The organism is Polaribacter porphyrae, assembly GCF_002954685.1.
In the GTDB taxonomy this organism is placed as follows: domain Bacteria; phylum Bacteroidota; class Bacteroidia; order Flavobacteriales; family Flavobacteriaceae; genus Polaribacter; species Polaribacter porphyrae.
In genome coordinates this window covers 1,599,456-1,615,181 of the sequence record NZ_MSCN01000001.1, presented here as the reverse complement: position 1 = coordinate 1,615,181, position 15,726 = coordinate 1,599,456, and the positions used below count along the sequence as shown (strand labels likewise).

At 32.1% G+C, this 15,726-nt stretch carries 10 protein-coding genes; 9 read left to right on the top strand and 1 reads right to left on the bottom strand.

The features are described 5' to 3' along the window. Window positions 1–467: 467 nt before the first annotated feature. Window positions 468–1,055, bottom strand: coding sequence for an RNA polymerase sigma factor (locus BTO18_RS07220; protein ID WP_105015582.1), 588 nt, complete (start codon window positions 1,053–1,055; stop codon window positions 468–470). Between the two features lie 270 nt (window positions 1,056–1,325). Here BTO18_RS07220 and BTO18_RS07215 point away from each other — a divergent pair, with 270 nt between their 5' ends. From BTO18_RS07215 to BTO18_RS07180, 9 genes are all read left to right on the top strand, one after another. Next, a complete protein-coding gene (locus BTO18_RS07215; protein ID WP_170063242.1) occupies window positions 1,326–2,327 on the top strand; it encodes a FecR family protein in 1,002 nt (333 codons plus the stop codon). Between the two features lie 649 nt (window positions 2,328–2,976). Further along, entirely contained in the window at window positions 2,977–5,895 is a 2,919-nt protein-coding gene (locus tag BTO18_RS07210; RefSeq protein ID WP_105015580.1) for a SusC/RagA family TonB-linked outer membrane protein, read from the top strand. A 365-nt stretch (window positions 5,896–6,260) separates the two neighbouring features. Then, complete coding sequence (locus tag BTO18_RS07205) at window positions 6,261–7,688, top strand: RagB/SusD family nutrient uptake outer membrane protein (RefSeq protein ID WP_105015579.1); 1,428 nt, start codon at window positions 6,261–6,263, stop codon at window positions 7,686–7,688. Between the two features lie 163 nt (window positions 7,689–7,851). Continuing rightward, complete coding sequence (locus BTO18_RS07200; RefSeq protein WP_105015578.1) at window positions 7,852–9,219, top strand: TlpA family protein disulfide reductase; 1,368 nt, start codon at window positions 7,852–7,854, stop codon at window positions 9,217–9,219. 87 nt (window positions 9,220–9,306) lie between these two features. Then, complete coding sequence (locus BTO18_RS07195) at window positions 9,307–10,248, top strand: ABC transporter ATP-binding protein (protein ID WP_105017527.1); 942 nt, start codon at window positions 9,307–9,309, stop codon at window positions 10,246–10,248. 13 nt (window positions 10,249–10,261) lie between these two features. Next, window positions 10,262–12,574, top strand: coding sequence for a Gldg family protein (locus BTO18_RS07190; protein WP_105015577.1), 2,313 nt, complete (start codon window positions 10,262–10,264; stop codon window positions 12,572–12,574). A gap of 54 nt (window positions 12,575–12,628) precedes the next feature. Further along, window positions 12,629–13,354, top strand: a complete 726-nt coding sequence (locus BTO18_RS07185; protein WP_146106892.1) for a LolA-like protein — start codon at window positions 12,629–12,631, stop codon at window positions 13,352–13,354. An 11-nt stretch (window positions 13,355–13,365) separates the two neighbouring features. Next, window positions 13,366–13,830 (top strand): protein-disulfide reductase DsbD domain-containing protein, encoded by a 465-nt coding sequence (locus BTO18_RS17840; protein ID WP_211295585.1) that lies wholly within the window; start codon window positions 13,366–13,368, stop codon window positions 13,828–13,830. A gap of 144 nt (window positions 13,831–13,974) precedes the next feature. Further along, window positions 13,975–15,510: a protein-disulfide reductase DsbD family protein gene (locus tag BTO18_RS07180; protein WP_211295584.1), complete on the top strand. Its 1,536-nt coding sequence runs from the start codon at window positions 13,975–13,977 to the stop codon at window positions 15,508–15,510. Window positions 15,511–15,726: the final 216 nt, after the last annotated feature.

The following is a 15,726-nucleotide window of genomic DNA, read 5'->3' as shown; positions in this document are numbered from 1 at the left end:
TTTTTTATCAAGAAAAAAGTATAAAATAATAAAAAGAAATATTAACCATGTCAGTTCAATTACTCTAAGCTTACAAAAAGTGTATCAAGAACCACAAAATGAAAAGCTAAAAATTATAAAATGTATTACAATTTAAAATTAAACCGCCATAGAATCTGGCAGACGAGAGTCAATAGTTTAACAATTATAAAGTAAGTCACAATCTAAACGCCATAGCATCTGGCAAGCGAGAGTCAATAGTTTGAAGGTGGTGTAAAAAGGAAAGCTGTCTGACACTGACTAGAAGGAAGTGGAGTTCTTTTCTTTTAGCCATCGAAAAAGTAATTGACCGCTGAAGATGCAAGGCTTGAACTTTTGGTTCGTTTTGTTTCAAGACAAAATGAACATAAAAAAATAAAAAAAACCATGTCAGTTCAATTACTCTAAGCTTACAAAGAGTGTATCGAGAACCATAAAACACCCAAAACTTAAACACAAGTAGCCCTCCCAAACAATAAAAACAAAATCCCATTCATTTTCTCACCAATAGATTTTCGCAGAATAGAAAACGCTTTAGTAATATGCGCTTCAACCGTTTTAATCGATACATTTAGATGTTCAGCAATTTCAATATTTGTCAACCCTTCTTGTTTACTTAACAAAAAAGTTTGCTTGCATTTAGGCGGTAATTTTTCAATTTCACTTTTCATTAATGTAATAAGTCTTTCCAAAGAACTAGGATCCTCTTTTACAATAGAAGAAAGCTCATCAATATAAGTTTTCTCAAAAGGAAGCATTACTTTTTGTTTTCTATAATAATCGATAAACGCATTATAGACAGACTTGTATAAAAAACCTTGTAAAGAAAATGCATCTTTTAGTTGGTGGCGTTTTTTCCAGACCTTAATAAAAACATTCTGCACAATATCTTCAGCATCGTTGTCATCGCGTGCCAATCCTGTAGCGTATATACAAAGCTTATGGTGGTACATATCCATAAGATAAGTATAGGCTTTAGCATCTCCATTTTTTAGAGAAGAAATCAAAAAATGCTCATCAGAATAAGAAGAATTCATAAAGAATACAAAATATAAATAACACTAATTGAATGCAAAGTATAAAAAAAAGTTATAAAAAAGTTAGGGTTAGGTTAATTTTTTGCGTAATAAAGATAAACAAGAGCAAAATTAATGAGTACTCAAAACATCGAAAAGCTAATAATTAAGTACCTCAACAGCAACGCCTCAAAAGATGAGCTGGATGCCTTAGCCCTAATATTAGAAAAGGAGAAAAACATAAAATTATTTAAAAGTTATATCAAAACCAACTACGCAATAGAATACAATATGAAGAAGTTCAACACAGATCAATCCAAGAAAAATTTATTGGAAATGATTAACAAAGAAAAGAAAGTAATCCGAATGCGTAAGTTTCAAAAATTCACAAAATATGCAGCGGCATTAGTGATGCTGTTAACAACAGGCTATTTTTATTGGTTTGGTGGGGTAGATAAAAATGAAGACTTAACAATTCCTCAAGAAAATATAGTACTAACATTAAGTGATGGTCAAACAAAGATTATCAATCCAGAAGAAGAAAAAGAAGTAAAAGACAGCAAAGGCAAAGTACTAGGTGTACAAAAAGGGGAGAAGTTAACCTATGCTAATAATACAGAAACTCAAGAAATCGTATATAACAAGCTAACAGTTCCTTATGGCAAGAGATTCAAACTAGAATTATCAGACGGCTCACAAGTCGCTTTAAATTCAGGAACATCAATTCGGTATCCGGTAAAATTTATAGAAGGCAAAAACAGGCAAGTATACATTACAGGAGAAGCATTTTTCGAGGTAGCAAAAGATAAACAGCATCCATTCATTGTAAATGCACAAGATTTAAATGTACAAGTATTAGGCACACAGTTCAATGTAGCTGCCTATCCAGAAGACAACAGCACAGAGGTAGTTTTAGTAGAAGGGTCGGTGGGCATGTATAATAAAAACAAAAAGTTTAGTAAAAATACAACTACTGTGTTAAATCCAGGGGTAATGGGTACCTATAAAAAAATAAACAAAGAGACAACAACCCAAGAGGTAAATACAAGTATTTATACATCATGGGTAAAAGGCAATGTAGTATTTAGAAATGCAACATTCAATAATATCAGTACAAAATTAGAACGTTTGTACAATGTAACCATCATTAATAATAACAAAGAAATAGCAGTAGAAACATTCAATGCAAGCATCAATGTCGATAAAGAACCGATAGAAAAGGTCTTAGAATATTTCAACAAAGTATATGAGATAGAATACCAAATCGTCAACAATAAAATAGTAATAAAATAATAAACATGTCGCCCTAAGCTTGTCGAAGGGTCTGAGCTCGCGAAGAGTGTATTAAGAACCATAAAATGAAAAGCTAAAAATTATAAAATGTATTACAATTTAAAACGCCATAGGATTTGCAGACGAGCGTCAAATATTTGAAGATTTCGTTTAAAACAAATGCTGTCTGAATCTGACTAAAAGGAAGATGAGTTCATTTGTTTTAGAAATCGAAAATAAATTTGACCGTCGAAAATCCAAGGCTTGAACTTTTGGTTCGTTTTGTTTCAAGACAAAATGAACAAAAAAAAATAAAAAAAAACCATGTCAGTTCAAGTGCTCAAAGCTTGCACAGAGTGTATCGAGAACCATAAAATGAACATAAAAAAAATAAAAATAAAACTGTCACCCTGAACATGTCGAAGGGTCAATAATATCATTCCAACACCAAGTACTAAACTAGTTTCAGTAAAGAAGGAATGAATCTAAAAAAAACAATAACAACAACGCCTATGTAAACAAAAACAATAAACTCAATCACCAAAAAACTAGAAATCAAAGAGTTCAAAACAAGAACCAGAGATAAAAAATCGGAAAATGCTGGCACATCTCCCGATCGGTTAAAAGTGATTAAAGTAAATCAGTAACCACTTAACAAACACTTAAAAATATGAAAAATCTTTTTACTTGTAAAGAAAAGGTTGTACCAATTCTTAAAAAGAACTTAAAAATGAAGTTATCAGTACTTTTTACATTCATCATGGTTTTTGCATTGCAGGCAAACACAAGCTTTGGGCAACGCAATGTTACCCTAGATGTTAAAAAAACAACGATTGCAAAAATAATTGACGAGATCGAAGCCAACACAGACTATAAATTTATTTTTAAAACCTCTGTTGTCGATTTAAAGAGAAAAATATCGATAAAAGTCAAAGAAGAAAAAATAGAAAAAGTATTACAAAAGCTCTTCAAAAATACTGCAACAGATTATGAGGTAATGGACAATAAAATTTTACTATCCGTTACAAAACAAAAAGCGAGTGTTAAAAAAACAACACGTAAAAAAGCACTCCAACAACGAATAAAAATCACAGGTAAAATTACCGATGAAGCAGGTCAACCACTACCCAATGTAACAGTCCGTATAAAAGGCACAAATAGAGCAACAGCTTCTACTTTCGACGGTTTATATACAATAAATGCAATAAGTTCAGACAACACATTGGTATTTACATCTATAGGTTTCGAAAAACAAGAAGTGGTTATCGGTAATCAAACCACAATCAACATAACACTAAAAGTAGCCGTAGGGCAATTAGACGAAATTGTTATCAATGCTGGGTACTACAATACTACTAAAAAAGAAGCAACAGGGAGTATCTCTACAATAACTGCTAAAACAATAGAAAAACAACCTGTAAACAATCCTTTAGGAGCTATGCAAGGACATATGACTGGAGTAAATATTACACAAAATTCTGGACTTCCTGGTGGTGGCTTTTCCATAGAAATAAGAGGGCAAAACTTTTTAACAGGTGGCACAGATCCTTTATATATTATAGATGGTGTGCCTTATGGCTCTGAATCATTAGAACTTGTTGGTGTCAATTATAATAAAGCCAATCCTTTAAACATGATCAATCCAGCAGACATAAAAGATATTCAGGTATTGAAAGATGCGGATGCCACTGCTATTTATGGCTCTAGAGGTGCTAATGGAGTGGTATTGATTACCACTAAAAAAGGAAAAATAGGGAAACCAAGAATAGATGTAACTGTAAGTAGCACTATTTCTCAAGTCTCTCGTAAGTTAGATCTAGTAAACACGCAACAATATTTAGAACTATATCAAGTAGCTCTTGACCCTGCTTGGCTTGCGAATCCTGCATTCGACCCATACTTTCCTGAACTTAAACTTTGGGATCAAAACCGTTATACAGATTGGCAAAAAGAGTTGCTTGGAGGTACTGCCTATCGAAATAATGCGAACCTTTCCTTTTCAGGAGGGAGTGACCAAACCCAATTTTTAATTGGTGGTAACTTTGGTAACGAAACAACGGTATTGCCTGGAGATACTAATTATAAAAGAGGATCTATTCGCAGTAATATTAATCACCAATCCAAAGACCAACGTTTTAAAGTCAGTCTTACAATGAACTATGGCTTTTCAGAGAACAATCTTTCTGGAGGAAGTGGTAATATCATTAAAGCAGCCTACAATTTGGCACCCAATGCACCAGCTTTGTATGATGCTGAAGGAAACTTATTTTGGGGAGAAAATCAAGAGTGGAATGTAAATCCTTTAAGACTGTTAAAGGAAGAATATCAAGGTAAAGAGCATACAATCAACATAAATTCAAACGTATCTTATAAACTCAATCCAAGTTTAGAATTAAAAATGAATATGGGCTATACGGACTATCAATTAAGTTCCTATAAAACCTCACCAAATACGATATACAACCCGGCATTTAATACCACAGCCAGTCTCTCAAGAATAACTAATAACAGCGGTAGTAGAAAATCTTGGATTGTAGAACCACAATTAAATTGGAAACAACAATGGGGAGAAGCTGGTTTAAATATTTTAGTAGGTAGTACTTTTCAAAAAGATAGAACTACAAAATTTTCACAAAGTGCAGAAAATTTTTCTTCTAATATTTTGATTCATAACTTATTAGCGGCACAAAAGATTACTACCACTTTAGACAGTGATAGCGAGTATGCTTATCAAGCTATCTATGGACGAGTTAATTTTAATTGGAAAAAGAAATATATTTTGAACCTTATAGGGCGTAGAGACGGATCCTCCCGTTTTGGTCTTGGTAAACGATTCGGAAATTTTGCAGCAGTAGGTGCAGCTTGGCTATTTTCAAAAGAAGATTTTTTAAAGGATAATGAAGTAATAAGTTTCGGGAAATTAAGAGGGAGTTACGGTACTACAGGAAGCGATAACATAGGAGATTATCAATTTTTAGACACCTATGATCTTGCTGATGGTAACTATGGTGGTGTATCTATTTTACAACCTACAGGAATTTTTAACAAAAACTATGCTTGGGAAGAAAACAGAAAATTAGAGTTAGCTTTAGAACTAGGTTTTTTAAAAGACCGTATTTTACTAAATACTGCATGGTATCAAAACCGTTCTTCCAATCAGTTGGTTGGTATTCCTTTAGCAGGAACTACTGGTTTCACCTCACTAACAGGTAATTATGATGCTGTTGTAGAAAACACAGGTTTAGAAATAGATTTCAGATCAATTAACATTCAGAAACAAGATTTTAAATGGTCTACTACTTTTAACATTAGCTTACCAAAAACGAAATTGGTAGCATATGACGATATAGAAAACTCGGTTTTTAGCTACAGAAGAGTTGGTGAATCTTTATATGAAAAACAGGGGTACCATTATTTAGGGGTAAACCCAAATACAGGAGAACATGAGTTTGAAGATTATAACAATGATGGTGTCATAAATAGTTTTGATAGAAAACATTATGTAGATATGGGCGTAAAATTTTATGGAGGCTTGGGCAACAGTTTTACCTATAAAAATTTCTCTCTAGACTTCTTTTTTTTACTTTAAAAAGCAAAAAAACTTCAACTACTTTCGTCATATTAATAATTATAATGACAATAAACCTCTTGAGTTTTATACCTTTTTTAAAGAAACTGGAACGTCACCTGAACTTAATAATAAAGTCAGTGAAAGTGATTTTGCAATATCAGATGCCTCTTTCATTAAATTAAGAAATGTTACAATAAACTATAAAGTTCCAAAATCTTGGAGTAAATCTTTAGACCTAAATCTTTATGTACAAGGACAAAATTTGTTAACAATTACAAATTACAAAGGAGTGGATCCGGAAATAGCAGCTAATCAAGCTTTACCATCTTTAAGACAATTCACTTTAGGGGCCCAATTAAGCTTTTAATCATAAAAACGATATTATGAAATTTAAAAACAATACATATTATTTAAGAGCATTAAAAGAGAATGCTTTTAGTAAAACAGCAACGTATATAAAAATAGGAATACTTTCTTTTTTGGCTTTTTATACCATTTCTTGTGAGTCTTTTCTAGAGATAGAGTCTCCAAAAGATAAATTAATTTCCGAAACCGTATATGAAGATAAAGGAGTCATAAAATCGGCTTTAGCTAATATTTATTATCAAATGATAAATGAGGGTATTCAACAAGGAGCATTTGGAACAAGTACATATATGAGTATTTATGCTGACGAATTGGATTATCTTGGAGTTACGACTTCTGGCGCAGCTCGTATTATATATGAACACAATATACAAGGAAACAATGTAACTGCTTCTACTTGGTGGAAAGATTCTTACAGAATTATATATTCAATCAATCATTTTTTAGAAGGCATAAACAATTCAAGTATTTTAAGTACAGAAGAGAAAAATGATTACAAAGGGCAAGCGTTATTTGTTCGTGCTTTTTTACATACTTTATTGGTAGAGGTGTACGGTGACGTTCCCTATATCAAGACCAGCGATTATATAGAAAATGGTTCCGTAAGTCGTATGCCTGTAAATGAGGTGTATGAGAATATTAGAGAAGACCTTACGATTGCCTTACCATTATTAGATAATACGAAAGGTGAACGCACATATGCCAGTAAATCGGCGTCATACGCATTGTTAGCAAGAACCTATTTATATACCGAAAATTGGGATTTGGCTGCAACTGCTGCAACCCAAGTTATAAATAAACATACTTTAGAATTAGATTTAAGTAAGGTCTTTTTAAAAGAATCTCCAGAAACAATTTGGCAATTAGAAAATGGTAATAATTTACATACCACACAAGCAAGTAATTTTATTGGCAGGAACTCCACTTCTTTTTCTTATGTTCTTACAACTGGTCTTCTTGGTGTTTTTGAAAATAATGATGCTAGAAAAACAAATTGGGTAGGAATCAATACAAATGCTAATACAGGTAATATAACGTACTATCCTTATAAATACAAAGACAGAGATGGTATCAATAACCCAAATTCTGAATATAGTATTATTTTTAGATTAGCGGAGCAATATCTAATCCGTGCAGAAGCTAGAGCACAATTGGGCAACATAACAGGTGCACAAAATGACTTGAATGCTATTAGAAACAGAGCGGGACTTGCAAATACATTAGCTAATAACAAAGATGCAATGTTAGAAGCTATTATAAAGGAACGTAGAATAGAACTGTTTACAGAACACGGTCATCGCTGGTACGATTTAAAACGAACGGGTAAAGCTGCCGAGGTAATAAAACCTATAAAACCAAATTGGCAAGATCACCATATTCTATTTCCAATTCCAGAAAGTGAGATAAGAAAAAACCAAAACTTAACGCAAAACCCTGGTTACTAACTAGTATTTAAAATATAATAGTTAGTTCCTACTTCAATCTAACCCCCTCCAATATGGAGGGTGGTAGGATTGTACACTTCTTACTGTATTTTTTTTATAAAAAATGTAGTATTTAACTCGACCATATACAAATTTGTTCACAACTAAAAGTTTATAAAACATTATGAAAAACAACTTTAATAAAACGTTCATAATACCGCTGTTATTAATCGGTTTAAATTTCTCAACTACAATATGGTCTCAAAACAGTGCAGATAGCGTATTAAAAGTAGAAGCTGACAAAGATTGGAAAGAACTAGAAACAGTTGGAAGGTCTTATGTAGCACCTAAAGAAACGTTCACTTTTTTAGAAAAACGAAGATTTCAAGACAGTATAGCATTATACAAAAGTAAAAAAGCAGCAGCTTTTTTGAATAAATACCCAGAGAGCCCTCATTATAATATCGCTTTAAATATGTACTTCCATTCAAATTTTCAGCCTTATTTCATTCAAGATAAAATTCAAGACAGTATCGTAACTGTTATTAATAATATCGATATTCAAATTAAAGAAACAACGTCTAAAGAGTTGAAATCTAAATTGTTTCACAAACGAAATCGCATACTTCCAATAGATACTAATGCTTTAGAAGAATGGCTGCAAGACGGGGAAAAAATAGTGGAAAAAGTAATCAAATCAACTAACGATGCAGAAATTAAAAAAAATATGGAAATCCGTTTGTTGAATAGAGACCTAAAACTGGCTTATAATCGTTATTTAGATTTGTACAAAGATCCTTCAGAAATTTATTATTGGGAACAATTTGATATGCATTACTGGAAACCCTTACAAATACGTGTTATTACACTATTAAACACCTATTCAAATATAGAATCTACAGCAACCTATGTTAAAAGATTTATTGAATACGTCTCAAATCATTCTCCATCTATTAAAGAACCGTATTGGAAAGACTTTCTTAAAATAACCAACAGCAACAGTCCATTGGCAAACCAACCAGCTTTTAAAGCCTTGCACAAAATGGCTATAGATAACCTTAAAGCTATAGAAGCTTTAAAGCTTTTTGATGACTCTAAACCATTAAAAATGTCTTTTACAGCTATGGATGGTACAAAGATAAATTTGGCTGATATGAGAGGAAAAGTAGTTTTACTTGATCTATGGTCTATTGGTTGCCCAGGTTGCATTCAAGAAATGCCACATTTTAAAGCAATGTATGATAAATACCGCGACCAGGGTTTCGAAATTTTAGGTATTGTAAGAGAGGGAGATGCAGCTAAAAAAAGAGTACAGAAAATCCTTAAAAAATCGGGTGCCAATTGGCCACAACATTTAGACAAAGGTGCTGGCGCTAGTGTTAGCTATCATTCTTTATATAACATAACTGGATATCCAACGGTTTGGCTATTAGATAAAGAAGGTAAAATTGTAGACAAACACGCTCGCGGCACTAGATTAGAACCTCTAATACGTAAATATTTAGGACTCAATAAGAAAAAATTTGATTATAGAAACCCTTCATTCAACTAACTATAGAATCAATAATTATTTATTAATAAGAGCCAGTAGTTTTTTTAAGACTTATCGGTGAATGGCTGTGATAAACAAATAAAATTAATGGAAAATACAAAATTAAAAATACAAAACCTTTCTCATCAATATACATCGCAATGGGCGGTTAAAGATGTGAGCTTTGACATTATAAAAAACGGAGTTATTGGGCTTTTAGGTTCTAATGGTGCAGGAAAATCAACTTTAATGAACGCTATGTGTGGTGCATTGTATCAAACAAAGGGAGAAATTTTTATCAACGGTATTAACATTCGAAAAAATCCAAAAGAAGCAAAAAAACAACTTGGGTTTTTACCTCAAAAAGCACCACTTCATTTAGACCTAACAGTAGATGAATATCTCTTGCATTGTGCAAAGTTAAGGCTAATAAAAAAAGAAGAAATATATGAGGCAATAGCAGAAGCTAAAACAAAATGTGGCATTATGCACTTTAGTGACCGTCTTTTAAGAAATCTTTCTGGCGGATATCAACAAAGAGTTGGTATTGCCCAAGCAATTGTACATAAACCTCCTTTTGTAGTTTTAGATGAACCAACTAATGGTTTAGATCCTAATCAAATTCTTGAAGTTAGAAATTTAATTAAAAATATTGCAAAAGAGTGTTCTGTATTAATATCAACACACATCCTATCAGAAGTTGAGGCAATTTGCGATCATATAAAAATGATAGAAAATGGAATTATGGTGTTTGAGGGTACTATGGAAGAATTTCATAACGTCATAGAAAGTAATGCCATTTTAGTAAAAATGAAAAGCCCACCTGCAGAAAGTGAATTAGAAAAACTGGAAGGAATTGATACTGTTGAATTGTTAAATAAAAAATCTGGATTGTACCGTTTTAAAGTGGACAATGACGAAAACTTGCTTGAAAACATCATAAAGCAAAGTATTAAAAGCAACTGGCGATTGTATGAGATAAATTACGAAAAAGCATCTCTTGAAGAAACATTTGCAACATTATCTAAAAAAGAATTTATTAATAAGTAATTAGAATAACTTTATGAATACGATCTTAAATATTACAAAAACAGAGTTAAAGACCCTGTTTTATTCACCTATTGCTTGGCTTATACTTGTCATATTTACCATTCAAACGAGTTCTGCTTTTACAAATATTTTTGGAATGCTTGTAAGATCCGCAGAATCTGGACAAATACAACCTAACCTTACTGAAAGAATGTTTTCACAGATGAGAGCCGATTGGGCAATCTTTAATGTTATTCAAGAGAATCTCTATCTTTATATTCCTTTACTAACTATGGGCTTAATGAGTAGGGAAATTAGTAGTGGCTCCATAAAACTATTATTTTCTTCACCTGTTTCTTCCCTTCAAATTGTATTTGGTAAGTATTTGGCAATGCTATTATATGGCATAATTCTTATTTGCATTATTTCCATTACTGTCATATTTGCAAATACAGGGGTTAACAATCTAGATATTCCTCATCTGCTTTCAGGCTTACTAGGTATCTATTTATTAATATGTGCGTATGCAGCTATCGGCCTATTTATGTCTTCACTTACCTCATATCAGGTCGTAGCAGCAATTAGTACATTAGCCGTATTAGCAGTTTTGGCTTTTGTTGGAACCATCGGACAAGATTATGAAGTCACTAGAGAGTTAGCCTATTGGCTATCTATAACGGGGCGTTCGGATACATTTCTTTCTGGATTAATTACGAGTGAAGATGTAACTTATTTTCTTGTAGTAATTATAATGTTTATAAGTTTCACCATTGTAAAATTAGAGGCAGGAAGAATCAAAAAGAAATTTGTGAATTTTAAAAGATACACACTTGTTATAATTACATGTATTTCTATTGGGTTTGTATTTTCAAGGCCAACTATAAAATCGTATCTAGATGTAACTGCCACCAAACGGAACACATTAAGTAAAGAAAGCCAGGAAATAGTAAAAAACTTTAATGGTAAATTAAAGATTACAACTTATGTAAATATTCTTGGTGATAAAGTGTTTTACGGATGGCCAAGTCGTGTTAAGAGTGACATGAAAAGATTTGAACAATACGTCCGATTTAAACCAGATATCCAATTCGAATATGTTTATTATTGGGACAAGCCAACAAACAATTCTAAAATTTATAACAAATACCCTAACAGTTCTGATAAAGAAATTACGGAAAAAATTTGTAAGCTGTATAATTTAAACTTTAAAAAAGTTTTAAGTCCGGAGCAGATTAAAAAAATACACTTATCAGATGAAGGAAATGTATTTGTAAGACAAATTGAACATGAAAACGGTCAGAAAACATTTCTACGAATTTTTAATGATATGAGGGTAATGCCGGATGAAAGAGAAATTTCTGCGGCACTTAAACGAATCTCACAAAGAACTATAAAAGTTGGATTTTTAATTGGGCATGGAGAAAGAGAAGTGCTAAAGTCTGGTGATAGAGACTATAGTAATGTTACAGTCTTAAAAAATAAGAGAAGTGGTTTAATTAATAATGGGTTCGATATTGAAAATGTAGACTTGACCGTAAGTGACATTAGAGAAGATATGGATATCTTGGTATTGGCAGATGTAAAAACACCATTGTCTGAAATAGAAACGCAAAGGCTGAATAACTATATTGAAAGAGGAGGTAACATCCTTATTGCTGCAGAACCCAACAGCAGGGAAGCAATGACATCCATAGTCGAACCATTAGGAGTTGGGTTTAAAGATGGAACCATCGTTGAGCGTAGTAAAAACTTTGCTCCCACGCTTATTCAAAATAATTTAGCACCAAAAGCGGTTGACAAGATTTCATTACTATTTGGCGGAATAGTAAGAAGAAATCAAAAAATCACAATGTTAGAAGGAATGGGGTTAGAGTATTCTATGGCGCAACAATATGGTTTTGAGGTAACACCACTTTTGCAAACCAAATGGAGAGGTGTTTGGAACGAATTAGAAACTACAGATTTTGAGAATGAAAGTGTGAAGCTTAATACAGAAATAGGAGAGATTGCAAAACCTTATGAAATGGCTATTGCTTTAAATAAAATGAAAGCGGGTAAAGAGCAACGTATAGTTATTTTAGGAGATGCAGATTGTTTTAGTAACACTGAAATTTCTATGCGCAGAGATGGTTTAAATGCAAATAATTCTGCATTCTTTACAGGTATTTTCCATTGGTTGTCAGAAGCTAAATATCCTATTAGCGCTCGTAGACCACCACTTCAAGATACTGGGTTTAAGGTAGACATTCCTACATTTAAAATATGGGAAATTATCTTAATCTGGTTACTCCCATTGAGTATTATTAGCACATATTTCTTAATCTGGTTTAAAAGAAGAAAAAAATAATAACAATCAGCTTGCTCTATACAAGTAGAGCAAGCTAAATTTATACTAAAATATATGAAAAATATAAGCTTAATCTTAATGTTTCTATGCTCAATCACTATATTAAAAGCACAAACAGCAGAAGAAATTATCGAAAAACACATAGAGAAAATAGGAGGAAAAAAAGCTTGGAGTAACATTCAATCTATTCAGTTAAGAGGAGAATTCATTTCTTCTCAAGGATCCGAAGAAATTCTTTCTATAAGTAAGAAAGGAAAACACAAAGGACATAAAAAAATAAATGGAAAAATGGTTGTTCAATATACATTCGATGGTGTAAATTTTTGGGATTTAGATCGTAAAAGCGGAAAGCTTATAAAAAGTAGAAAAGATGTATCGTTTAGAGCAAAAAAAGAAGCAAATGAGTTTCCTTCAATGCTTGTGGTGGCAAAAAAACTGGGCTATACAGTAGAGTTAGTCGGCGAAGAAGATATCATGGGGATTAGTTGTTACAAACTAAAAATTAAAAAAGGAAAAACCTATATAATTGGAAAAGAAGTAGATGACATAGCGATACTATTTCTAAATAAAGACACCTATTTAGAAGTATTAAAAGAAGAAAAACATGTCAGAGGAGGTAATATGATTTACACGTACTATAAAGATTTTCAAAAAGTTGAAGGAGTTTTAATGCCATTTACAATTAATTGGTTTAATGAGGATAGACAAAGTTCAATTAATGTGAAGGCATATATTGTAAACGCTAAAATTGATGATGCAATATTTAAAGCAAATAAGTAATACCGTAAAAAATGAAACGAAAATTTGTAACACTAATTATAGGTCTGTTATTCAGTTTGTCTATAACTGCACAAATTATGACGCCAGCTAAATGGAGTTGTAGTATCTCTAAAAAACAGCCAAAACAAGGTGAGATTATTGATTTAATATTTACAGTAAAACTAGAAAATAATTGGCATTTGTATAGCAATATACAAAATTATGAAATTGGTCCTTTACCAGCAACTTTCGAATTTGATCTCAATAAAAGCTACAAATTAATAGGCAATGTTATTCCAGTAAATACAAAAAAAGTATATGATGAAGTCTTTGAAGTAGACGTCAATTATTTTGAACATACGGCAGAATTTCGTCAAAAAATAAAAATTATCAAGAAAAGTGCAATCATAGAAGGCACATATAATTACCAAGTGTGTAGTACTAAAGATGGCAAATGTATCTTGGGAGATGACGGCTTCGAATTCAAAATAAACTAAAATATCTTTCAAAAACGTCATTGCCAGAAAAGAAGCAATCTCATGAATAAAAAAAATGTCATTCCTGTAAAGGTTAGGTAATTCGAGGACATAGAGAAGAATGAACGACGAGGAATCTCATAATTAAAAAATAGAAATAAAAAAATGCAAGAACTTTGGTCTTTTTCAATACTAGCATTCGGTTCAGGATTAGCGGCACTACTTACCCCCTGTGTATTCCCAATGATACCATTAACAGTTAGCTTTTTCGGAGATAAAAACCCTCAAGATAAAGGAAGGTCTAACAAAAAATCAGGAATCAAAAAAGCATTGTTATATGGTTTTTTCATCATTCAAATATATGTAATAGCAGGCACAATAGTGGCCAAAATAAATGGCCCTGAATTCGCAAATTGGTTAAGCACTCATTGGATACCGAATGTATTATTTTTTGTCATATTCGTCATATTTGCAATGTCTTTTTTAGGAATGTTCGAACTAACATTGCCTAATAAATGGATCAATAAAATGGACGGATTAAGCAATAAAGGCGGAATCTTGGGAGTCTTTTTTATGGCATTCACATTAGTACTTATTTCTTTCTCATGCACGGGGCCAATAGTTGGAAGTGTTTTAGTTCTCTCTGCAGGAGGAGCAGTTATCAAACCAATTGTAGGTATGTTTGCCTTTTCCTTGGCATTAGCCCTACCCTTTACCCTATTTGCAGCCTTTCCAAAATGGTTAGAAAAATTACCAAAATCAGGAGGATGGTTACAAGAAATAAAAGTTATACTAGGCTTTTTTGAATTAGCATTGGCATTAAAATTTTTAAGCATTGCAGATCAAGTATACCATTGGGGCATTTTAGACAGAGAGGTTTATTTAGCAGTATGGATTGTTATTTTCTCATTATTAGGCTTCTATTTACTAGGCAAATTAAGGCTACCTCATCATGCAGAAGATAAAATAACTTCGGTACCAAAATTATTAATGGCAACATTGGTATTTAGTTTTGTCGTGTATTTAATCCCAGGAATGATTGGTGCTCCGTTAAAAGCATTGTCAGGCTATTTACCACCATTAACTACGCAAGAATTCACATTAAACACTTCATTTCGAGAAGGAACGACGAAGCAATCTCATCAAGATAATAATTCATCTGGAAGTGACAACTGTCCAAAACCAAAGTATGCAGATATGTTACAACTACCACACGGATTAAAAGGGTATTTCGATTTAGAACAAGCAAAACAATGTGCAAAAGCACAAAACAAACCCATTTTTATAGACTTCACTGGTCACGGTTGTGTCAATTGTAGAGAAATGGAAGCTAGAGTTTGGAGTGATAAAAGAGTACTAGAAATCCTAAAGAATGAGTATGTAGTAGTCGCATTATATGTCGATGAAAAAACAAAATTACCAGAAGAAGATTGGTATGTTTCAGAATACGATGGAAAGACAAAAAAGACAATAGGCAAACAAAATGCAGATTATCAGATAAGAAAATTTACCAATAATGCACAACCGTTTTATGTATTAATGGATAGTAAAGAAAAAGTACTAACAAAGCCTAAAGCCTATGATTTAGAAGCAAACAATTTTATAGATTTTTTAGATAAAGGTATTAAGAGTTTAAGAAAAAAAAAGTATAACCAAGTTCAAAATGAGTCCAAATCTAGTATCATCAGATGTTCTAAATAATAACTTCATAAAAGAAAGAGAATTTGAAGCGTTATTGTATGAATTTTACGTGTTACTAATTTTTTATAACATAAAAGATGAACATAAAATTTGGGAATCCCCTGTCATTCAACCAGAGGAACGACGAGGAATCTCATAGTTATAAAAAAGTAAATAATAAAAAATGAATATGTCATTCCTGAGACTTGTGCTGAACTTGTTTCATTAAGGCAAGAA